The organism is Natronorubrum halobium (genome assembly GCF_051351675.1).
In the GTDB taxonomy this organism is placed as follows: domain Archaea; phylum Halobacteriota; class Halobacteria; order Halobacteriales; family Natrialbaceae; genus Natronorubrum.
Genome location: NZ_CP195595.1, coordinates 1,621,081 through 1,642,154, shown reverse-complemented (window position 1 = coordinate 1,642,154; position 21,074 = coordinate 1,621,081). Strand labels below are relative to the sequence as shown.

At 66.0% G+C, this 21,074-nt stretch carries 22 protein-coding genes; 11 read left to right on the top strand and 11 right to left on the bottom strand.

The window, feature by feature from the left end:
- Positions 1 to 371: 371 nt before the first annotated feature.
- The 3 genes from ACSFC7_RS08055 to ACSFC7_RS08045 form a co-directional block, all read right to left on the bottom strand.
- A complete protein-coding gene (locus tag ACSFC7_RS08055) occupies positions 372 to 728 on the bottom strand; it encodes a helix-turn-helix domain-containing protein (RefSeq protein WP_436347197.1) in 357 nt (118 codons plus the stop codon).
- A 115-nt stretch (positions 729 to 843) separates the two neighbouring features.
- Entirely contained in the window at positions 844 to 1,275 is a 432-nt protein-coding gene (locus ACSFC7_RS08050) for a GNAT family N-acetyltransferase (RefSeq protein ID WP_436347196.1), read from the bottom strand.
- Between the two features lie 33 nt (positions 1,276 to 1,308).
- Positions 1,309 to 2,427, bottom strand: coding sequence for an alpha/beta hydrolase (locus tag ACSFC7_RS08045; RefSeq protein WP_436347195.1), 1,119 nt, complete (start codon positions 2,425 to 2,427; stop codon positions 1,309 to 1,311).
- A 264-nt stretch (positions 2,428 to 2,691) separates the two neighbouring features.
- Here ACSFC7_RS08045 and ACSFC7_RS08040 point away from each other — a divergent pair, with 264 nt between their 5' ends.
- Positions 2,692 to 4,416, top strand: a complete 1,725-nt coding sequence (locus ACSFC7_RS08040; protein ID WP_436347194.1) for a sensor histidine kinase — start codon at positions 2,692 to 2,694, stop codon at positions 4,414 to 4,416.
- Positions 4,417 to 4,612: 196 nt separating this feature from the next.
- Here the strand turns inward: ACSFC7_RS08040 and icd are convergent, their stop codons facing one another.
- Complete coding sequence (gene icd / locus ACSFC7_RS08035; RefSeq protein WP_436347193.1) at positions 4,613 to 5,875, bottom strand: isocitrate dehydrogenase (NADP(+)); 1,263 nt, start codon at positions 5,873 to 5,875, stop codon at positions 4,613 to 4,615.
- A gap of 248 nt (positions 5,876 to 6,123) precedes the next feature.
- Positions 6,124 to 6,405, bottom strand: a complete 282-nt coding sequence (locus ACSFC7_RS08030) for a hypothetical protein (protein ID WP_436347192.1) — start codon at positions 6,403 to 6,405, stop codon at positions 6,124 to 6,126.
- A gap of 101 nt (positions 6,406 to 6,506) precedes the next feature.
- Here ACSFC7_RS08030 and ACSFC7_RS08025 point away from each other — a divergent pair, with 101 nt between their 5' ends.
- The 3 genes from ACSFC7_RS08025 to map all read left to right on the top strand — a co-directional run bounded on the left by ACSFC7_RS08025 (position 6,507) and on the right by map (position 8,732).
- On the top strand, positions 6,507 to 7,478 hold the full coding sequence (locus tag ACSFC7_RS08025; protein WP_436347191.1) for an isoaspartyl peptidase/L-asparaginase: 972 nt from the start codon (positions 6,507 to 6,509) through the stop codon (positions 7,476 to 7,478).
- A 154-nt stretch (positions 7,479 to 7,632) separates the two neighbouring features.
- Positions 7,633 to 7,767 carry a hypothetical protein gene (locus ACSFC7_RS08020; protein ID WP_436347190.1) on the top strand — a complete coding sequence of 45 codons (135 nt, stop codon included), beginning with the start codon at positions 7,633 to 7,635 and terminating at the stop codon, positions 7,765 to 7,767.
- 68 nt (positions 7,768 to 7,835) lie between these two features.
- Complete coding sequence (map, locus tag ACSFC7_RS08015) at positions 7,836 to 8,732, top strand: type II methionyl aminopeptidase (protein ID WP_436347189.1); 897 nt, start codon at positions 7,836 to 7,838, stop codon at positions 8,730 to 8,732.
- Between the two features lie 162 nt (positions 8,733 to 8,894).
- On the opposite strand, the gene ACSFC7_RS08010 is transcribed toward map, so the two are convergent.
- Complete coding sequence (locus ACSFC7_RS08010) at positions 8,895 to 9,095, bottom strand: DUF7835 family putative zinc beta-ribbon protein (protein WP_436347188.1); 201 nt, start codon at positions 9,093 to 9,095, stop codon at positions 8,895 to 8,897.
- 250 nt (positions 9,096 to 9,345) lie between these two features.
- Here ACSFC7_RS08010 and ACSFC7_RS08005 point away from each other — a divergent pair, with 250 nt between their 5' ends.
- From ACSFC7_RS08005 to ACSFC7_RS07995, 3 genes are all read left to right on the top strand, one after another.
- A complete protein-coding gene (locus ACSFC7_RS08005; protein ID WP_436347187.1) occupies positions 9,346 to 9,885 on the top strand; it encodes an HIT family protein in 540 nt (179 codons plus the stop codon).
- Between the two features lie 83 nt (positions 9,886 to 9,968).
- Positions 9,969 to 10,856, top strand: a complete 888-nt coding sequence (locus tag ACSFC7_RS08000; RefSeq protein ID WP_436347186.1) for a mechanosensitive ion channel family protein — start codon at positions 9,969 to 9,971, stop codon at positions 10,854 to 10,856.
- Positions 10,857 to 10,994: 138 nt separating this feature from the next.
- Positions 10,995 to 11,399, top strand: a complete 405-nt coding sequence (locus ACSFC7_RS07995) for a cupin domain-containing protein (protein WP_436347185.1) — start codon at positions 10,995 to 10,997, stop codon at positions 11,397 to 11,399.
- A 39-nt stretch (positions 11,400 to 11,438) separates the two neighbouring features.
- Here the strand turns inward: ACSFC7_RS07995 and ACSFC7_RS07990 are convergent, their stop codons facing one another.
- Positions 11,439 to 11,675, bottom strand: a complete 237-nt coding sequence (locus tag ACSFC7_RS07990; RefSeq protein ID WP_436347184.1) for a glutathione S-transferase N-terminal domain-containing protein — start codon at positions 11,673 to 11,675, stop codon at positions 11,439 to 11,441.
- A 107-nt stretch (positions 11,676 to 11,782) separates the two neighbouring features.
- Here ACSFC7_RS07990 and ACSFC7_RS07985 point away from each other — a divergent pair, with 107 nt between their 5' ends.
- Positions 11,783 to 12,262 (top strand): redoxin domain-containing protein, encoded by a 480-nt coding sequence (locus ACSFC7_RS07985; protein WP_436347183.1) that lies wholly within the window; start codon positions 11,783 to 11,785, stop codon positions 12,260 to 12,262.
- 23 nt (positions 12,263 to 12,285) lie between these two features.
- Here ACSFC7_RS07985 and ACSFC7_RS07980 read toward each other — a convergent pair whose 3' ends face one another.
- On the bottom strand, positions 12,286 to 13,539 hold the full coding sequence (locus ACSFC7_RS07980; protein WP_436347182.1) for a tRNA (N(6)-L-threonylcarbamoyladenosine(37)-C(2))-methylthiotransferase: 1,254 nt from the start codon (positions 13,537 to 13,539) through the stop codon (positions 12,286 to 12,288).
- Between the two features lie 461 nt (positions 13,540 to 14,000).
- On the opposite strand from ACSFC7_RS07980, the gene gatD reads away from it, so the two are divergent.
- The 3 genes from gatD (at position 14,001) to ACSFC7_RS07965 (ending at position 18,034) form a co-directional block, all read left to right on the top strand.
- Entirely contained in the window at positions 14,001 to 15,251 is a 1,251-nt protein-coding gene (gene gatD / locus ACSFC7_RS07975) for a Glu-tRNA(Gln) amidotransferase subunit GatD (RefSeq protein WP_436347181.1), read from the top strand.
- A 392-nt stretch (positions 15,252 to 15,643) separates the two neighbouring features.
- Positions 15,644 to 16,612, top strand: a complete 969-nt coding sequence (locus ACSFC7_RS07970; protein WP_436347180.1) for an N-acetyltransferase family protein — start codon at positions 15,644 to 15,646, stop codon at positions 16,610 to 16,612.
- Between the two features lie 156 nt (positions 16,613 to 16,768).
- The gene (locus ACSFC7_RS07965) at positions 16,769 to 18,034 is read left to right on the top strand and encodes a sulfite oxidase (protein ID WP_436347179.1); all 1,266 of its coding nucleotides are present in this window, start codon (positions 16,769 to 16,771) and stop codon (positions 18,032 to 18,034) included.
- A gap of 23 nt (positions 18,035 to 18,057) precedes the next feature.
- Here ACSFC7_RS07965 and ACSFC7_RS07960 read toward each other — a convergent pair whose 3' ends face one another.
- Genes ACSFC7_RS07960 through ACSFC7_RS07950 form a run of 3 tightly spaced genes read right to left on the bottom strand, consistent with a single transcriptional unit; the run spans position 18,058 to position 20,925 of the window.
- Positions 18,058 to 18,342, bottom strand: coding sequence for a ubiquitin-like small modifier protein 1 (locus ACSFC7_RS07960; protein ID WP_436347178.1), 285 nt, complete (start codon positions 18,340 to 18,342; stop codon positions 18,058 to 18,060).
- A 31-nt stretch (positions 18,343 to 18,373) separates the two neighbouring features.
- Positions 18,374 to 19,678, bottom strand: coding sequence for a TrkA C-terminal domain-containing protein (locus ACSFC7_RS07955; protein ID WP_436347177.1), 1,305 nt, complete (start codon positions 19,676 to 19,678; stop codon positions 18,374 to 18,376).
- Positions 19,675 to 20,925, bottom strand: a complete 1,251-nt coding sequence (locus tag ACSFC7_RS07950; RefSeq protein WP_436347176.1) for a potassium transporter TrkA — start codon at positions 20,923 to 20,925, stop codon at positions 19,675 to 19,677. Before ACSFC7_RS07950 ends, ACSFC7_RS07955 begins: the two co-directional genes overlap by 4 nt.
- Positions 20,926 to 21,074 lie beyond the last annotated feature (149 nt).

The following is a 21,074-nucleotide window of genomic DNA, read 5'->3' as shown; positions in this document are numbered from 1 at the left end:
GACTGATCGACGATAACGCGCGAGGTCGTCGCGAGCGGTAGCGAGTGACGGCTTGGAAGACGCGAAGCGTCTGCCTTTGGATGAGCGCGGGACTGAAAGGAGCAAGCGTTAGCGCGGAACCAACGGTTCCGCGAACCATGCGACTAGTGCGGGACCGCAGGTCCCGCATACCATGCGAATAGTGCGAGACCGGAGGTCTCGCAGACCGTGCGAACGGACCGACGGTCCGTGAGCAGACGGGCGCGTTGCGCCCGTGAGCAGAGGGCGCTCCGCGCCCGTGAAGAGAAATCGGCTGGGGAAGACGTGGAAATCCCCGTTGCCACGATAGCAGAGCGACGAGATAGTTGAAGGTAATTCGATACCAGTCCTGTTCAGTCGTACGCCTCGAGCGCGTCCCACTCCCGTCTCATCAGTTCGCGGACGCCGTGCTCGAGGATCCCGTCGCCGAGCGAGGTCGCCCGATAGTACGAGTAGAGCCCGTCACTATCGGGGTCCTTTCGTTTCCGGTTCTCGACGAGGCCGACGTCGACGAGTTCGTCGAGGTGGTAGTGTAACGTGTTCGATCGGACCTCGAGTCGGTCGCGCAGTTCGCTCGCGGATTGTGGTCCCTCCTCGACCAGCGTGTTCAGCACGCGAAACCGCGTCTCGTTGCCGATCGAGCGCTGCATCTCGAGGTGTTCGTCTAGATTCAAGATGCTGTGCTCCGGCAGCAACTCGTCCGCTTCCATAGCTCAGTTTGTCGACACCCGCTAACATAATTCATCGAATCAATCACCGCTGAAACCGGGTCTGCTTTTATACCCTATTACGGATCGAAAAACGCGAGTTGCCGACAGGACCGGATCAGTCAAGCGGCTTCCGCATTTTCACGTGCGGAATCCCCGCCTCTTCGAACTCCTCGCCGTACCGTTCGTACCCCAGATTTCGATAGAACGCGGCGGCGTGCGTCTGAGAGTGTAGTTTCAGCGACTCGAGACCCTCCTCACGGGCCTCCTCCTCGAGAGCGTTCATCACCGCGAGACCGACCCCCTCCCCGCGCCGCGACTCGAGGACGGCAACGCGTTCGACCTTCCCGAGACCCGTTTCGGGCTCCCGCAACCGAGCGGCCCCGATCGGGTCGTCGCCGTCGTAGGCGACGAAGTGAATCGACTCCTCCTCGTGCTCGTCGTACTCGAGTTCCTCGTCGACGCCCTGTTCCTCGACGAACACCGTCCGGCGAACCGCGAATGCGTCCTCGAGTTCGTCCGCCGAGTCGACCGCGCGTACTTCAGTCATTGCGAGCGAGTTCGGCCCGCCGCGACGAGAGCGTTACGACACGTCCGGCCGCCGTCCCGTCGGTGGGCCCCGCCGACCGCGTTCGGACTCCGCGTACTGCCGCTGGAAGTCGTACACCTCGTGGAAGAACGCGCGGCGCTTGCGCTCGAGGAAGATGAAGTGCGTTCCGCCGGCGATTTCAGCGTACTGCTTTCGGTGGTCCGCCGCACCGGCGGCGTCGTAGAGGTTCAACGCCCCCTCCCGGGAGATGGTCTCGTCGCTCGAGGCCCGAATCACGAACGTCGGATCCGTGATCTGCCCGGGGTGGTAGTCGCTGGTCTGGACGGGGAGCGGGTTGATCACCGTCTCCGGCTCGTCGTCGATGGCCTGCGCGCTCTCGAAGATGGCGCGCCAGACCGCGGACTGCACCTCGTCGGCGGTGTACTCCTCGCCGCCGATCCAGTAGTCGAGGTCGGCGCCCGCTGGCACCTCCGCGTTCCACGCCTGAACGAACTCGTCCCGCGTATGCGGCAGATACGCCGGTCCCTCGGGGTCGGCACCGACCTCGAGCGTGTCGAACGAGCCCCCCGCGAGCGTCACCGTCTCGTAGTCGGGCTCGCCGAGTTCGTAGACGGCCCGGCCGCGCCAGGTGCCACCCGACAGACCGACGTAGTGGATACGGTCGAAGCCGCGCTCCTCGCGGAGCCAGCGCGTAAGCTCGAGGAGGTCTCGAGCCTCGCGTTCGAACGACAGCGGCGGCGCGTTCGCCTCCGGCGGTGCTCGAAACTCGTCCGGCAGTTCGGTGTCGCCGTAGCCGCGCATGTCGGGTGCGAAGGCGGCCTGTCCCCGCTCGACGGCGTACGACAGCCAACCGAAGTCGTCCGCGACGGGCGGATCGAACATCGAGACGGCCCCGTAGGTCATCCCGTGGACGAAGATGACGGCTTCGTCGGGATCCGGGGGTGATCGCTCCCACACTCGAAGCCGATGGCCGTCGTCCATCGGCAGGTCGTGGCCGGTCGGCTGCCACGGAGCGGTCTCGTTCTTCGTCGGTTTCTCTCGCCGGTCGTCGGTGGCCGTTCCTGCGCCGACCACACCGAGCGACGTTGTACTGGCCGTTCCGGCGAGAAACGTTCGTCTGGGTACCGCCGATGGATCGCGATCGTCCACCATGTGTCAACGAATCACACCGATCCGACTGATAACGATATTCGATGGGTTCGAGAACGGTCGGTTCGATTTCTAAAATCGTTTCCGAGGCCGGATGGTCCAGTTAGTATTTCCGACCACCGTGACGAAACGGGAGCGATTCACCATCACCGGTACCCCACCGTCCCTCGGAACCCGAGGGTCGATCGCTTGAGGTCACGGTACTCGCCCAGCAGTAGTGGGCCAGTGTCTCTTTAGTGCTGTGTCCCGGTAACGTGATAGGAAGCGATGACGTCCGAATCGAAACCCGAGTGGCTCGATCAGTTCGATCCGAGAGCCGATTCGAGGATCCGTACTCGCGTCGGTTCGGTACGTTACCGACAGGTCTGGATCGCTGCGATACTGGCCGTGTTGTGCTCGGCAGTCTGGATGCACGCGACGGTCGGCGGGACTCGAGCGACGCTCGTGTTCTCGAACGTCAGCCTCTCGCTCGGCGCGATCGCGGCGACCGGAGCACTGGGTCTGTTGACGGCTCAGAGCGACGTGTCCGACAGACTCGGCTGGGGACTCGTGTCCGTCGGTGCGGGACTCTACGCGGTCGGCGAACTTTCGTGGATGGGGTACGAGCTGTGGGTCGGCGGAGTCCCGTACCCCGGTCTTCCGGATCTGTTCTATCTCGGCGGCTACCCGTTCATCGCGGCTGGGCTGCTGACGATCGCTATCACTCGCCACCGTCCGGGATCGGTGCTGCGTATCGGTCTCGACGGCGTCCTCGTTTCGATTGCGTTGCTCACGGTCAGTTGGCACTTCGTGCTCGAACCGATCCTGGCGGTCAGCGATGTCGATCGCTACACGCTGTGGGTATCCGTGGCGTACCCGGCGCTCGATATCGTCGTGGGATCGGTCGCGTTCATCGTCGCAGCGAACGCGCGCGCTCCGCGTCGAGTTCCGATCACGTTCCTGGCCGCAGGCGTCTTCGTCTGGGCGCTCGCCGACAGCGTGTTCGCCTTCCTCTCGTTCGGCGGCGGATACGTCTATAACGGATTCGATACGATCTGGCTCGTCGGCTATCTGGCGATCGCACTCGCTGCACTTCACCCGGCGGCAGCGACACCGCCGTCCCCGACCGACCGCCGTAGATACGAATTCTGGGAGACCGTCGCGCCCTACGCCCCCTTCCTGCTCGCGATGGGTGTCACGGGGTACGCTGTGTCGGTCGGCGACCTCGGTCCCGTCGGACTGGGACTCGCCGGCACCGCGTTACTCGCGCTGGTCGTCCGCCAGTCGTACGTCTTTCACGACGCGTCGGTACTGAGCCGGCGACTCGAGCGAAACGAGACGACGCTCGCCCGGCGAAACGAGGAACTCGTCCTGCTGAACCGCATCGTCCGCCACGACATCCGCAACGACATGGCGGTCGTCCTCGGCTGGGGGTCCGAACTCGAAGATCGCGTCGACGCGGACGAACGCGAGATGCTCGAGCGAATGCTGAACACGACGCGGCACACGATCGAACTCACCGAGACCTTGCAGGCGTTCTCCGAAGCCTGGGATTCGGACGGCAGCCACGAGATGACGGCGATTCCGCTCGAAAAGACGCTCACCGAGACGGTCGAGCGGCGCCGTGAGGCGTACGCGGGTGTCGACTTCGATATCGGGTCCATTCCGCGTGTCGACGTCCGAGCGAGTCCGCTGCTGTCGACCGTGTTCAGGAATCTCCTGAACAACGCGGTCCAGCACAACGACGCGGACGAACCGCGCATCGAGATCAGTGGCGATCGGGACGACGACACCGTACGCGTCCGAATTTCGGACAACGGCTCGGGTGTTCCACCCGACCAGCGCGACGTCGTGTTCGGCCGCGGTGAACGGGGACTCGAGAGCGAGGGCTCGGGGATCGGTCTCTATCTCGTGGATACGCTCGTCACGCAGTACGGTGGCGACGTCTGGATCGAGTCAAACGAGGCCGGCGGGGCCGTCTTCGTCGTCGAACTGCGGCGCTATCGGGGCTGATCTCGAGCGTGCAGCGAACGCGGATACCGGATAGGCGCGATACGGAGAGAAATACCGCGAGAGTCCGAGAAGTGAGCTTACGCGAACTTCTCGAGAGCGTCAGGCCGCGGAGCGGCCTGACTGTCCGAAAAACTGGCGTAAGCCAGTTTTTCGATATCGTCAGATTCCGACGGAATCTGACTGCTTGAAAAGCTGTCTATGACAGCTTTTCAATGTTGCTGACGACTTCCTCGGTGTACTCGCTGGTGGCGAGCTTCTCGGCGTCCTCGAGCTGTCGTTCGAGGTCGTAGGTGACCTTGCCGGAGGAGATGGTCTCTTCGACGGCGTCGCGGACGAGGTCGGCGGCGTCGGACCAGCCGATGTACTCGAGCATCATGCGGCCCGAGAGGATCATGGCGGTCGGGTTGACCTTGTCCTGGCCCTCGTACTTGGGTGCGGAGCCGTGGACTGGCTCGGCGAGCAGGAGGCCGTCGCCGAAGTTCGAACCGGGGGCGATGCCGAGGCCACCGATCTGTGCGCCGGCGGCGTCGGACATGTAGTCCCCGTTCAGGTTCATCGTCGCGATGACGTCGTAGTTGTCCGTTCGCGTGAGCAACTGCTGGAGCATGTTGTCGGCGATACGGTCGTTGACGACGAGCGTGTCGTCGTCGACTTCGCCGTCCTGCTCTTCCCAGAGGGTGTCCTCGGTGATGACCTCGTCACCGTACTCCTCTTCGGCGACCTCGTAGCCCCAGTCGCGGAACTGGCCCTCGGTGAACTTCATGATGTTGCCCTTATGGACCAGCGTGACCGAGTCACGGTCGTGCTCTAAGGCGTAGTCGATGGCGCGGCGGACGAGTCGCTTCGTTCCGAACTCCGTGATCGGCTTGACGCCGATGCCGACGGGGCCGTCGTGGATGACGTCGTCGGCGCCCATCTCGCCCTCGACGAACTCCTTGACCTGCTGGACTTCGTCGGTGCCTTCCTCCCACTCGATGCCGGCGTAGACGTCCTCCGTGTTCTCACGGAAGGTGATCATGTCCATCTCGCCGGGGTTCTTGACGGGCGACGGAACGCCGTCCATGTGGTAGGTCGGTCGAACGTTCGCGTAGAGGTCGAGTTTCTTTCGCAGCGCGACGTTCAGCGAACGGAACCCGGCGCCGACGGGCGTCGTCAGCGGGCCCTTGATCGCGACGCGGTGTTCCTTGATCGCTTCGACGGTCTCCTGCGGGAGGTTCTCGTCGTACTTCTCGCGAGCGGACTCGCCGGCGTAGACGCGCATCCAGTTGATATCGCGACCGGTCGCCTCCGCGGCAGCCTCGAGGACCTTCTGTGCGGCAGGGCCGACGTCACTGCCGACACCGTCACCGTAGATAATCGGGATAATCGGGTTGTCAGGTACCTCGAGTTCGTTTTCGGTACCTTCCTTCAGCGTGATCTGCTCCCCGTCTTCCGGGACCTCGATCTTGTCGTAGCTCATCTCGTCTGTACGGTTCTTCGACGGGGGTAAAAGGTCTACCATTTCTATCGACGGACGACGAAATGTTGACGATCCGGAACCGGATCACGGCCGCGATTCGACGCGAACGCGGATCGTATCCGATTCGGTCGGGTAACACAAACCGCCGCTCCCGTACGGACGGTCATCGTCCCGTTTCGGGCGAGGAGATATCGTCATCGAGTGCGTCCCGTCTCCCCGCCAAATTGGTGTGAGACGCCGATCGGACACTACGAGCAGTTCGGTTCGACGGGGTCGTCCCAGTACCGGACCATCACCACGATACCCGCACCGACGAGACACGCACCGACGAGCCCCAGCGTTCCCCGTCCCACCACCGTCAGCCAGCCCTCCTCGAGGGCGGCCCACAGGACGGTCAGCAGGGTGATACCGACGACGACGAGTGCCGAACCGACGTCGACGCGGTCCCGTCTGTCGTCGGCCGCCAGTCGCCCGACCGCGATGGCAGCCATCGTCGCACAGAAGACGGCGAGTAACGCGACTGGCGTCATTGTCGTCAGCGGTACACAGGCCGCTGTCGTAAGTGTACGGGATTTCGTCGCCGGCGGTCGATCGCGAAACCCTCTCGTATCCCGAACTCACTGGAGAGCGTATGCAGGTACTCGTCCACGGCGGAGCCGGTAGCGACCCCGACGACCCCGAACCCAGGCGGGACGTTCTCGACCGGGCGGCCGACCGCGGCGCGGCGGAATCGGAGCCGGTCGACGCGGTCGAAGCCGCGGTGGCCGTTCTCGAGTCCGATCCGCGGTTCAACGCCGGTGTCGGCAGCGCAGTCCAGAGCGACGGCGTGATCCGGACGGATGCGGGGCTGATGACCGACGATCGGTCGGTCGGCGCCGCCTGTTCGATGCCGGGCGTCGAACACGCGCTGCGCGTCGCCCGCGTCGTCAAGGAAGAGACGCCACACGGCTTCGTCTCCGGTGACCACGCCGTCGCGTTGGCCGACGCGTTCGGCGTCGAGACCGGCGTCGACCTCTGGTCGACGCGCACGCGCGAACAGTGGGCCGACCTCGAGCCCCCCACCGGTGATTCCGGGGCCCACCTCGAGTGGATCCGCGATCGGTACGGCCGGTCCGACCCCGGTGGCCGTGACGACGACGGATCGAACGGTGACCCGGAGCGACCCGCCGACGATCTGGATCACGACACCGTCGGACGAAGTCCGACGAGCAGTGATCCGAAAGATCACGACACCGTCGGCGCCGTCGCGTTCGACGGCGACTCGCTCGCCGCGGCGACCTCGACCGGCGGCCGGTGGCTCGCGCTGGCCGGCCGCGTCGGGGACGTTCCGCAGGTCGGATCGGGGTTCTACTGTTCACCCGCCGCGGCGGTCAGCGCGACCGGTGCCGGCGAAGACATCGCCCGCGTGACGCTCTCGAGACGGGTCGCCCGCCACGTCGAGCGCGGCTGTGACGCCGAGGAGGCGGCGACGCTGGCGATCGACGAGTTCGGCGAACTCACCGGCTCGACGGCCGGCGTCATCGCGATCGATGCGCGCGGAACCCTCGGCTCGGCGTACAACAGCGCCGCGATGCAAACCGCTCGGGCGGATCGGCGGTCGTAACCGTCCTCGAGGTCCGCAGCCGGAGTCTGCCTCGAGTGGAGTAGCCATAGTCTGCCTCGAGGGAACCGTTCACACCAGCCACGAAGGTATCGGCCGAGTTTTCGACGATTGTCGTGAGGTACTTTTAATATCGTCGTGACCCTCGTCAAACACGATGCTCGAAGCCCCCTACCACGCGGCCCGCCACTGTCCGCAGTGTGCGTCGAGGCTCTCGAACGTACACGGCGTCGACGCCTGTTCCGAGTGTGACTGGGTCGATACCGACCGTTCGACGGTTCCAACGGTCTGAGCGGCGTCACCGCGAGCGAGTCGACCGGAGACGGAACCTCTTTTTGTCGACCGGTACAACCCCGGTGCATGGCCGAATCCGAGGTGGACCTCGAGTCCGAGAAGTACGAGAAACACCGCGAAGCGGGCGAGATCCTCTCGCAAGTGCGCGAAGAGACAGCCGAGCGCGTCGAGGTCGGCGTGAGCCACCTCGAAATCGCCGAGTACGCGGAGGACCGCATCCGCGAACTCGGCGGCAAACCCGCCTTCCCGGTTAACATCTCGATCGACGAAGAAGCGGCCCACGCCACGCCGTCGATCGACGACGAGGAGACGTTCGGCGAGGAGATGATCAACCTGGACATCGGCGTCCACGTCGACGGCTGGCTGGCCGACACCGCGATCACCGTCGATCTTTCGGGCACCCCCGAACTCGCCGAGGCCTCCGAGCAGGCCCTCGAGGCGGCCATCGACGTCATCGAACCGGGCGTCGACACCGGCGACATCGGGGCCGAGATCGAGGACGTCATCACGGGCTACGGCTACAACCCCGTCGTCAACCTCACGGGCCACGGACTCGGCCACTGGGAACAACACACCAGCCCCAACATCCCGAACCGCTCCGTCTCACAGGGGACGACGCTCGAGGTCGGCGACGTCGTCGCGATCGAACCGTTCGCGACCGACGGCGGCGGCAAGGTGACCGAAGGCGCCAGCGAGGAGATCTTCTCCCTCGAGCGCGAGGGCTCCGTTCGAAACCGACAGGCCCGCGACGCGCTCGAGCAGATCACCGAGGAGTTCCGCACGCTGCCCTTCGCGACGCGGTGGCTCGAGACCGACCGCGCCGAGATGGCGCTGCGACGACTCAAGCGCAACAACATCGTCCACGGCTACCCGGTGCTCAAGGAAGACGACGGCTTCCTCGTCAGCCAGAAAGAGCACACGATCATCATCACCGAAGACGGCTGTGAAGTGACGACGGAGTAACCTGCGGTCGGATGCCAGCACGTTCCGAGACGTGCCGTCTTCGCTACTTCGAACGGAGAGGCAGCATCGTTGCCTGCTTACGGCAGGCGGCGGGAGAGCGAGAGACCGGCAACAGGGCAGTGTTCGTCCCGTTCGTCACCGAGTTCGAATCGGTCGGCGTTCTCAGGCGTTGTTCATCCGCTGGCTCGTCCGGTTGCCACAGCGTTGGCACTCGGCCACGCGGTAGGGTTCGCGGGAGAACTGGGCGTTCTCTTTCTTGAGGCTCTCGGTCCGGATCTGGACGGACACCTCGTGGAGCGTGTCCAGATCGCAGTCGTTGCAGTGCTCGGTCATCCCGTTGACGGAGTCGTCAGTCGTTGCCATTAGCGGATCTTTCGGCAGTATGGTCTTAAATCCCTGTTTCATTTCGAGCGCTGAGTCGAACGGCCGAACGATACACCGTTAGGCGACCGCTGCGGCCACGAGAGCGTTTACGAGCGTTCATGAAAGGTTCCTTTACAGTTGCCGTTTAGATACAGTCGCTGATTGGAAAGTTACAAGGACTGTTTACTACGGACGCCGGTCCGAACGACGGGAGTGAAACGCTTTAGGTCCGGCTCGAGTGGTGACGGATATGGAGCAGGTGTTCGCACCGTGGCGGATCGACTGGATCAAACGCGACGACAAGAACTCCGATATCGACGACTGCGTCTTCTGTGAACTACCGGACCAGGGCCCGGACAGGGAGAATTTGCTGCTTGCACGGAGCGAGCACGCCTTCGTCATGCTGAACAACTACCCGTACAACCCGGGTCACGCGATGGTGATCCCCCGCGCCCACACCGGCGACTACCGGGCGCTGGCCGACGAGCAACTGCTCGATCACGCCCGCTTGAAACAGCGAGCATTCGACGCGCTCGAGGCTGCACTGGAGCCGGACGGCTTCAACGCCGGCTTGAACCTGGGTGACGGGGCCGGCGGCTCCATCGACGACCACCTGCACACGCACGTCGTCCCGCGCTGGGAGGGCGACACCAACTTCATGCCAGTCCTCAGCGACACGTCGGTGATCGTCGAGGCGCTCGAGGAGACGTACGACCACGTTCGCGAGGCCTTCGCCGAGCAGGACGGCGCCGTCGTTCCGGACGACGACGGCGCGATCGCGTTCGAATAACGACACGCGATACGACGACGATCCCGCCCTCGGCGCGCATGCCGGCCAAACCCTTGTGCGAGTCCTGATCGAACGCCGAACGCGTGTCCGTGTTGACCCGCCTCGAGCAGTTGATCGCCGCCTACCTCTCGCTGCTCGACAACGTCGTGACCTTCCTGATGACGTTCGCGCTGGTGTACGCGGTCGGCCGGTTCGTCGTCCTGCCGGCCGTTCGACTCGCGATGGAGTACCGCGGGACCGAACGAACCCTCCAAGAGGGGTTCGAGAGCGCCGCCGCCTTCGGCGTGATCGCGAGCGCAGTCGTGATCGGGCTGTCGATCGCCGGACTCGACTTCATCCTCGAGCGGGCGGCGATCCTCGTCGCCGGGTTGACGGTCGCGCTGGGCTTTGCCGCCCAGAACGTAGTCGGGAACCTCGTCAGCGGCGTCTTCATCGTCACCGATCCCACGTTCAACATCGGCGACTGGATTCGCTGGAACGAACAGGAGGGGGTCATCGAAGACATTCGCTTCCGCTCGACGCGGGTCCGGACCTTCGACAACGAGGTGATCACGGTTCCCAACTCCGAACTGACCGCGAACGCGGTGACCAACGCCGTGGTCAACGAGCGACTCCGCCTGACGGTCCCCGTCGCCGTCAACTACGACGACGACCTCGACACCGTCGTCCGGGTGCTCGCGGAGACGGCGGCCGACCACGCCGACGTCCTCGAGCAGCCGGAACCGGTCGTCCGCGTCGCCGAACTCGGCGAGACGGTCGAGGTCGTCGCGTCGCTGTGGATCGCCGATCCCGACCACGTCGCCTACGGTCGCATCCGCTCGGAGTACGCCCGCGAGGTCGTCAGCCGCCTCGAGGACGCGGGGATCGACCTCGGACAGGCGAATCCGCAGGCGCTCGAGGGAGAGATCGGCGTCGTACCGAGGGAGACCGATTCGAGGGAGGGCAACCCTGTCGATCGCTCCAGTTCGTGATCGCCGGGACTACACGGTGCAGTCAGTGCGGTTCAGTTCGGTCCGGGGTGAGGTGCTGACGGATTCGAACGGCGGAACCAGCAAAGAGGACCGGTCGACCGGACACTTTTACTATTCGTCGATGTGCTATCTACTGACATGGAGTACGAGGTCGTCCACACCGACGACGTACCGAAGACCGATCTCTCGGAGGTCGACGAAGTGCCGCCGGACCTCCAGATTCGCGCGCTCGACGAGGTTCTCGATACCGAACACGTCCAGCTCAAGCTCTGGTACTTCGAGCCCGGCGAGGAGATCAACTACCACGCCCACGCCGAACAGGAGGAGCTCTACTACGTCCTCGAGGGCGAGTTCTCGCTGAAACTCGGTCGGTCGGGCGAGGAGGAGTACGTCGACGCCGGTCCGGGGACGTTCTGGATCGCCAAACCAGAGATCGGCCACGGCCATCGCAACGTCGGCGACGAACAGGGGGTGGTCCTCGCGATCGGTGCGCCCGGCGTCGAGGATCCCGGACTCGACCCCCACGGTCTCGAGGACGAGTAGCGGGTGAAAGCGACGGGGACAGCGTAGTTCGCGTCGATGTCAGGCGTAGTTCGCGTCGAGATAGTCGATAATGCGTTCGGATTCCGCCATCGTGACCCCCCGTTCGTCGTCGACGATCACCGGCACCTGGCGCTGGCCCGAAATACGTTTGACCTCGTCGCGCTTCGAGTGGAGCCCTTCGGTCCAGACGCTGTCGTAGTCGACCTCGAGTTCGTCGAGGCGGTCGGCGACGAGTTCGCAGTACGGACAGCCCTCGAGCTGATACAGGGTAACCATAGCCGTCCATTCGGCTCGCGTCGACAAAAGAGTGGGTGCCAGCGCGCGTCGAACGGGCGTTCTGCCGCGGAACGGAGGTTTTTGTCGTTTCGCGGGGGAATCGAGGTATGCCACCGACCGAGGGCGACACCGTTCCGGCGTTCGAGGCACTGCTGTGCGACGGCGAGACGTTTCGCTCGACGGCGCTCTCCGAAGCGCTCGGGGATCGGGGCGGCGTTCTGATCTGTACCGGCTTCGCGTTCAGCGCGATCGCACAGAACTGGTGGAAACAGTTCGTTCGCGCCGGCTGGGGCGAGTTCGAGGACGTGTCGGTGCTGGGCGTGAGCCGCGACGGTCCCTACGCGCAAAACGAGTTCCTGCGCTGGCTGGACGAGCCCGCGTTCCGCTTCTTCGCGGACGTCGACGGCGCGGTGAGCGAGTCGCTCGACCTGCTCGCCGACCGCGATCACATGGCCAACGTCTCGACGCCGTGGCGGTCCGCGTTCGTCCTCGACGCCGACCGGGAGGTGCGGTACGCGTTCGTCGCGGACGACTGGATCTCGCCGCTCCCGCGCGAGGAGATCGAAGCGGCTATCGACGATCTCTGAGGAAACACGAGCCGCAAACCGCCCTACACCGGCTTTCCGAAGGCGTACATCGTCTCGTGCGCCGTCACCTCGAGGTCGACGAAGTCGCCGGGCTCGAGGCCGTACTCGCCCGCGTTCTGGACGATGAGCTGGCGATAGGCCGAGTCCCGGCACTTCACCGAGTCGGCGGTCCCCTCCTCGACGACCAGCACGTCTTCGCGCGTCTCGCCGACAATGTCGGCGTACGCCTCGCCGACGATGTCGCGTTTCGCCGCGCTCATCTCCTTCGACCGTTCCTTCTTGAGCGTCCCGCCGAGACCCTTCATCTCGGCGGCGTCGGTGCCCGGCCGCTTCGAGAATCGGGTGACGTTGACCTTCTCCGGGCGCGTCTCGCGCAGCAGAGCCATCGACTGCTCGTGGTCGCGGTCCGTCTCGGTCGGGAAGCCGACGATGAAGTCAGTCGAGAGCGTCCAGTAGTCGAGGCGGTCGTCGAACGTCTCGACGACCTCGAGATACTCCTCGACCTGGTGCTGGCGGCGCATATCGCCGAGCACGTCGTCGCTGCCGGACTGGACGGGCGCGTGCAGGAAGTCGTAGAGTTCGTCGTATTCAGCGAAGACGTCGGCCAGCTCCTCGCGGATGCCGTGGACGCCCTTCGGGTTGGCCATGCCCACGCGAACGCGGAACTCGCCGTCGATCTCGCAGATTTCCTCGAGCAGCCGGTGCAGCTTCCGCTCGCCCTCGTCCCAGCCGTAGACGCCGGTGTCCTGACCCGTGATCCGGATCTCCTTCGCGCCCGCGTGGATCAGCGCGCGTGCCTTCGCGACGTTTTCCTCGATCGGCGGCGACTCGATCTTGCCCGTCGCCTGCTTGGTGATGCAGTACGAGCAGTCGGACATGCAGCCCCGCGCGATGGGGAGGATGCCGACGACGCCGTCCAGAATGGGCTCGGCGTCGGGCGTCGTCGTCGGACACTCGCCGTTCGTGACGGCCTCCGGTACCTCGTCCCAGTGAAGGACCTGCCCGTCGACGTCGGCCCGGGCGAACTCCTCGCCCTGTGCGAGGGCCATACAGCCCGTGATGAACAGGTCCGCGGTCTCGTCGGCCAGTTCCGCGGCCCGACGAAGCATGTTCCGCTCGGTCTTCTCGACGACGGTACAGGTGTTCAGAATGGCGACGTCGGCCTCGTCGGCCCCGTCGACTCGGTAGTGGCCCGCATCGCGGAGCCGTCGCTCGATTTCGCGGCTCTCCCCGCGGTTGGACGTACAGCCGTACGTCTCGATGTGATACCGGGCCATTCGCTTACCACTCTCTCCGACCTCGCGGGCCAAAAGCGCGACGAATCCCGGCCGTACTTCGTGTGAAAGGGTCTCGAGGGCGGCCGGTGCACTGGCGAGGGGAAGCGAACCGGGTCCCTCTCTCGTCAGTTTGCTCTCGAACGAATGAAGATGGACAGGACAAGAGATGTACATACCATTTCGGACCGACCGACCCACATGCAGTGGCGCGCGCTGTCGACCGGCCGAGCGAGAGCGAGGACGGTCGATGACGACGCGCGAGGGATGAGCGAACACAGTGAGCGAATTGGTTGGGGAGGACGTGGTAATCACCGCCGCCAGCGTAGCAGAAACGCTCGTCTTCATCGCACCCACGACGAAAATTCGACCGATAAGTACGCCCAACGAGTACGTAAACTCGAGACAGAGAACGAGACATCTGAAAGGGTGCCTTCAAGTCCGACGGCGCGCAACGCCACCACATGAACCCAGGCGATCGCGTTCGCGTCGACCGCGCGGATCGCACGTACGAAGGCGTGTTGCTCCCCTCGAGTACCGACGATCACCTCGTCGTCAAACTCGAGGGCGGCTACAACGTCGGCGTCGACCGAGACGGCGCCGACGTCGAACTGCTCGCGGAGGACGTCTACGAGATCGACGGAGACGCCGCGGGCGACGACGAGAGCGTCTCCGAGATCGAGTTCGACGACGAGCTACCGACGATTTCGCTCATCTCGACGGGCGGGACGATCGCGTCGACGGTCGACTATCGCACGGGCGCCGTGACGGCCCAGTTCGACGCCGAGGACGTCCTGCGCGCGGTGCCGGACCTCGCCGGCCGCGCGAACTACCGCGGGAGAGTCGTCGCCAACATCCTCTCGGAGAACATGGAACCGCCGCTCTGGCAGGACCTCGCGCGGGCCGTCTACGAGGAGATCGAGGCCGGCGCCGACGGCGTCGTCGTCATGCACGGCACCGACACGATGCAGTACTCCGCGTCGGCGCTCGCGTTCATGCTCGAGACGCCGGTTCCGATCGTCTTCACCGGTTCCCAGCGCTCGGCCGACCGGCCCTCCTCTGACAACGTGATGAACGCCGTCTCGGCCGTCGAGACGGCCAAGAGCGACTGCGCGGAGGTGCTGGTCTGTATGCACGCCTCCGAGAGCGACGACGACTGTGCGCTCCACCGCGGGACGCGCGTTCGGAAGAACCACACCTCCCGACGCGACGCCTTCGAGACCGTCGGCGCGGAACCGCTGGGCGAGGTCGACTACGAGACGGAGGAGGTTACGTTCCGGCGCGAGTATCAGGAACGTGGTAACACTGCACTCGACCTCGCCGACGCCCTCGAGAGCGACGTCGAACTCCTCAAGTTCACGCCCGGGATGGACCCCGCCTTCCTCGACGTCGTCGAGGGGTCGGCGGGCCTGGTCATCGAAGGCACCGGCCTCGGCCACGTCCACACCGACCTGATCCCCCGCATCGAGGAGTTGATCGAGGACGGGACGACTGTCGTCATGACGAGTCAGTGTCTCGAGGGGCGGGTCTGTGACCGGGTCTACGATACGGGTCGGGACCTGCTCGAGGCGGGCGTCGTCGAGGCCGGCGACACCCTGCCCGGGACGGCGAAGGTGAAGCTGATGTGGGCGCTCGAGCACAGCGATGACGTCGAGGAGGCGATGGGGACCTCGCTGGCCGGCGAGATGCAGGAGCGGTCGGTTCCCTGGGAGTAATCGAGACGGGTCGTTTCGAAGTAGCGCGTCGAACCGATTTGACACGGCTGCTGCCGTGAGTCGAATGGTCGTGGCTTATTGTTCTGACGGAAGATGTACAGAGTCGAGCGTTCTACACGCGGTGATACGAAGACGGACGTGCTGCTCGCGCTGGCAACGGTGAACTCCACGCCCTCCCCAACCGATTCGCTCGTTCCTTTCAGTCACTCGCTCATCCCTCGCACAGCTCCGTACCGCGGTTCGGCGTGCGAGGTCTCACTCCGTTCGACCTCATACGCCTCACCGAGATACAGTGCGCGCCACCGCAACGGGTGGACGAACTCGCGACACGACGATCCGATCTGTAAAGTGCTTTCCCGTCCGCTCCCGCAGATGGGGCTGTTCAACTGACGATGGTTCCCGATCTAGATATCGGTTCGGCGCTCGAGATCCGCCGGGCGACCCACGACGACTACGAGGCCGTAGTCGACTTCACGAGCGACATCTGGCCGGATCGCGGCGGCGACTACATCCCGGAGATCTACCACGACTGGCTCGAGGACGAAGACGACGAGGACAGGAAGACGTTCCTCGCGACGGTCGACGGCGAGGCCGCGGGCATCGTCCAGGCCGTCATGCTCACCCCCGACGAGGCCTGGTTTCAGGGGATGCGCGTCTCGGCCGACCACCGGCGCCGGGGCGTGAGCCACCGGCTGACCGAGGCCTGCTTCGAGTGGGCTCGCGAACGGGGTGCGACGGTCGGCCGGATCATGATCTTCTCGTGGAACGCGGTCTCGATCGGGGCCGCCCGCGCGAGCGGCTACGACCCGATCACCGAGTTCCGGTTCGCCCATCCCGACCCCGATCCCGACGCCGAGGGTCGGAATCGGGTCTCGAGCGATCCGACGGCCGCCTGGCGGTACTGGACGCACAGCGACGCGCGCGAGCAGCTGAACGGTCTCGGACTCGATCCCGAGGAATCGTGGGCCGTCCGCGAACTCACGCGCGAGGATTTCGAGCGCTTCGCCGACGAGTCGGCCGTCTTCGCCGTGCGGAACGCGGACGGACTCGCGGGGACGGCCTACCGGAGCCGAACCTACGAGCGAACCGTCGGGAACGGTGACGACGCCGACTCGAGCGGCGACGACACCGAACCCGAAACCGAGACGTGGGCGGAGTACGGCGTCGGCGCGTGGGAGGACGTCGAGGCCGCCCGCTCGCTGTTCGCGGCGATCGCTCGAGACGCGGCCGACTGCGGCGCCGATAAGACGCGCGTCCTGATTCCGGAAACCGCCCGATACGTCTGTGACGTTCCCTACGCCGGAGCGGGGATCTCCGAGGAACCGGACTTCGTCCTCGGGATCGATCTGACCGCCGACTGACGGGGCGACGATGGGCCGACTGCCTCGCTCGCAACGGGATCTCGACCGTCGAACGAGTACCCGGATTTTCGAACCGTCTCGATATCGCCGCTCGTTCACGACTACTGATGGGTGGGTTAGCCCTACTTGACGCACGCTATCGTGTAGCAAGACGTTATGGTCGCTGACAGCCCACGGGAGAGCCGCCACGACGAAATCGAGGCGATAGTGGAAGCGAAGGGTGGCGGCGTGAAACCGGCGCGAGACGAGGCGAACAAGTACACGGTCGTCGGTGCGGCCCGGCGGGAAACCTTCGCGAACTGGTTGACGCCCATCGAGGAGCACTTCGTCTGCCACCGGAACGATATTCCGGACGCCGACGTCGACGCGTGGACCGTCTCGCTCACCGGACGGGTCGAGGCGGAGCTCTCGATGAGCGAGATCGTGGACGAGTACCCCACCGTCGCGGTCGGCCACACGATGGAGTGTGCGGGGAACGGCCGCGGGCAACACGATCCCGAAACGGGAAGCGTCCAGTGGGGCTTCGACGCCGCCGCCACCGCCCTCTGGACCGGCGCCTCCCTTAGCTCGATCCTCCGCGATCACGGCGTGGAGTCCGCCGGGGGGAAGTGGCTGACCGCCGTCGGCGGGGATCCCTCGGACGACGACGACGTCTTCGCGCGGTCGATCCCGCTCGAGAAAGCGACCGACGACTGCATCCTCGCCTACGAAATGAACGGCGAGACGCTCCCGCGGGAGCACGGCTATCCGGTTCGATTGATCGTTCCCGGCTGGTACGGCGTCAACAACGTCAAGTGGGTCGAGGAACTCCGAATCGCGGACTCGATGGTGGTCCAGGGCTCGCTCGACCGCCCGGGCGAGCACGCCTACTGGCAGCAGGAGGCGTACCGGATCCACCCTCGAGAGACCGACCCCGCGACGAACGAGACGATCGAGGCGGTCGATACGTGGGACCAACTCGAGGGCGGGGTCGACCATCCCTACACGTTCGACGCGAACGTGATGTCGGTGATCGGGACGCCGGACGGGGAGTCACCCGTAACACCGCGAGCGGACGGGACGGTCGAGGTCCGCGGCGTCGCCTGGGCGGGTGACGACGCGGTCGACCGCGTAGAGATCTCGACCGACGGCGGCGAAACGTGGGACGATGCGGAGCTGTTCGGCCCCGACTACGCCGGCGCGTGGCGGCTGTTTCGGTACGAGTGGAACGCGGAGCCCGGACGCCACTCGCTGGTATCGCGTGCGACCGACGAACTGGACCGACGACAGCCGGCGACCATTTCCGCGCCCGACGCCTGGCGCGAGGCCCTCGAGAACGACGAGTTCCCCTGGAACGAGGGCGGGTACGCCGCGAACGCCTACGAACCGAACGGCGTGACGGTCGAGATCGGTTCCGCGGAAGACCCGACCGAAAACGAGTGAGGCGGACGAGACGCGGTCGAGCGCTATCCGCCGCTGACCGGCGGGAACAGCGCCAGTTCGTCGCCCTCCTCGAGCACCGTCTCGAGCCCCTCCTCCTCGACCAGGACGTTGGTTCCGTTGCGAAGCACGTTGATCTGTGAACGCAGGTCCCCGTCGTCCTCCAGGACGCGCCCCTCGAGATCGGGGCGATCCGCGACGAGTTCCTCGAGGGCGTCTCCGACGGTGTCACCGGCCGTCGCGTCGACGGTGACGTGTTTGTCTCCTGCGCGTTCCGCGAGGTCGGCGAAGAGCTTCCACTCCGTGGGCATACGTGGCGGTATCGGTGCCGAGGGCAAGTAGCTACCGCTCCCGCGTGCGCTTCGCCGATGACTCCGGCACCGACTCCCCGCTGGAACGACCCTCCGGGTCCGTAGCCGACTCCCGATCCAGTTCGGACACCCGCCGCAGCGCCTCCGGACGGCCCAGCACGTACGCCGTGTCCCCGGCCTCGAGTCGGGTCTCCGCGTCGGGTAACGCGAGGTGGCCGTCGGCGTCGGACGCCGACTCGCCGTGCTCGACGGCGACGACGAGCACCGGGAGCGAGCCGACGGTCGCCCCCTCGAGTCCGTCGCCGGCCGCGACGGGCAGCGTGGTCACCGTCTCGTCGGCCGCTCGCAGGAGGGACACGAGGTCGCGCTCCGCGCCGGGACTCCGCGGGAGCGTGACGAGTCGGTGGGACGCCTCGGACTCGAGCGCGTGCGCGTCGTCGGCGTCGACGGCGACGGTGGCCACGTCGTCGGCCACCCCGCGAAGTTCGCCCCCGGTCACCCGTCGCAGCGAGTCCCCCTCGCGTCGCCAGATGCGAACCGCGTCGCCGGGACTGGCGTCGGGTGCGGGGTCGCCGCGAATCGCGACGGCGACGCTGCCCGGCGCCAGCGTCGAGCCGATACCGGCCGGCCGGCTGCCGAGGCCGAGATAGTCGATCGTGCCGTCGTCGGAGAACTCGACGTCTACGTGACCGATCCCGTAATCGCGCTCGAGGCGGTCGACCAGTCGCTCGCGCAACTGATCGGCGGCGAGGCGCCGCGGGAGGAGGAACGTCTGTCCCGCGAGTTCCGCCTTCGTCGACGCGTCGACGGGATCGTAGCCGTCGACGTCTTCGATCGTTTCCGGGAGTTCGACGGAGACGACGCGACCGGCCGACCGGACGAGTTGGCCGACCTCCGTCATCGTCCGCGGCGCAGTCATCGAGAACACGTTCCGGGAGAGGTGATCACCCAGTCGGCGGCCGGCGTCGGCGGCGATCGCGCTCGCGACGAACGCCGCGACGGTGTAGACCGCAGTACTGGGCTCGAGCATTCCCGTATCGCCGATGATCGCATCCTGAAGCGCCGTCTTCGTGTTGAGCCAGATCGCGACTATCGAGACGCCGAGCAGGATCGCGACTCCCTCCGGAATCTCGTCGGCGCTGTACCAGCGGAAGACGAACGCCGCGCCCGCGGCCGTTCCCGCGGCGAGCAGTCCGAACCCGAGGATGCGAACGACGACGTCCAGCAGCGTCTCCGAGGTGATCGTCTGAGCGACGGCGGGATCGGCGACTACCCGTGCGACAACAGGGTCCGTGACCGCCCGTGCGAGGACGGGGTCGACGAGCGCGAGGCTCATCTGGCGATCGCCTCCGCGAACGCTTCGGTCGACGTCTCGGGTCCCGCGACGAACACCTCGTCGCCGGCCTCGAGTCGCCGTTCGATACCGGGACCGAACACCCAGCCGTGGCGGCGACCGCTCGTCTCGCTCCCCTGCCGGCGAACGGCGAGTAGCGTCACTTCTCTGGACGAAACGGCCTCGTCGGTCGCATCGCTCGCGCCGGTCGCGCCGACGGTGACGCGGCGGATCGCGTACCCGGCCCGCCTGACCAGCGCGAACGCCTCGAACTCGCGGCTGGTGCCGCGCGATCGGACCCGGATCCGCGGGGTCTCGGCCTCGAGCACCGACTTGGCGTCTCGGCGGGCGACGGCGACGGTAACGCGCCCGACGCCGCCCGCGCTCGCGGTGGTCGGACTCACCGGGAGGTCGGGTTCGGCCGCTTCCGCGTCACCGTCGGCGACCGGCGTTTCGGAACCGTCGTCGTCGGCGCTCTCGGCGTGTTCCTCGTCGATCTCCGTCCGGGCGCTCAGGACCGACCCGGTAACCGTCCGCTCGCCGGTGCTGACGGCCACCTCGTCCCCGCGGGCCAGCCCCGTCGGAACCAGCGTCGCGAGCGAGACGGCGCGCTGGCCGTCCGGAACGCGACGGGACAGGCCGCCCGACGGCGGTGCTGCGGTGATCGTCGCGCGCGCCCGTTCGTCGATCGTCACGTCGATGTCTGCCAGATCGTGGTCCGTCCGCAGGCGTTCCTCGAGGCGGACCTCGAGTTCCGAGAGCGGGATGTCGGCGGGGAGCTTCCACGAGCCGTTCTTCAGCGTCTGGCTGAGCGCGGACGACAGGGGCGGATAGCCCTCCATGTTGCGGATTTCGCCGACGGGGCGGACCGTGACCTGACCCATATTCCCGACGAGTTCGACGACGTCGGCCGAGAGCGTTCGCTGGCGGATCGAGGTGAGCGAGAGCCGGCGGGGAAGTTCGGAGCCGAGTTTGTCGCCCTGATTGTGCGCGTAGAGCGCGAGCATGAGGACGACGAGGACGGCCACCAACAGCCGCGGCGACTGCGCGATATTGGGTTCGACGAGACCCAGCAGGCCCCCCTGCACGCTGGCGATCGAGAGCGCGAGGACGACGACACCGAACCCGGGCAACGTGACGCCCGTAAAGTAGCGGACGAGAAACCCGAGCGATCCGGCGACGAAGGCGGGAACGATCCCCGTCAGGAGACCGAGGTAGAGCCCGAGCAGGACTTCGACCGGAAGCGTCATTGTCGGCGACAGGCCCGGGAGCGATAAATGAGTACCGACACGGGTGGCGCGGTACCGACTCGAGCGCAGCCCCGAGGTCGTCGAATCGGTGGACGCCGACGGCGAGGCCGCGGCCGACGCGTTCCTCGAGGCGCGATGAAACCGACCGA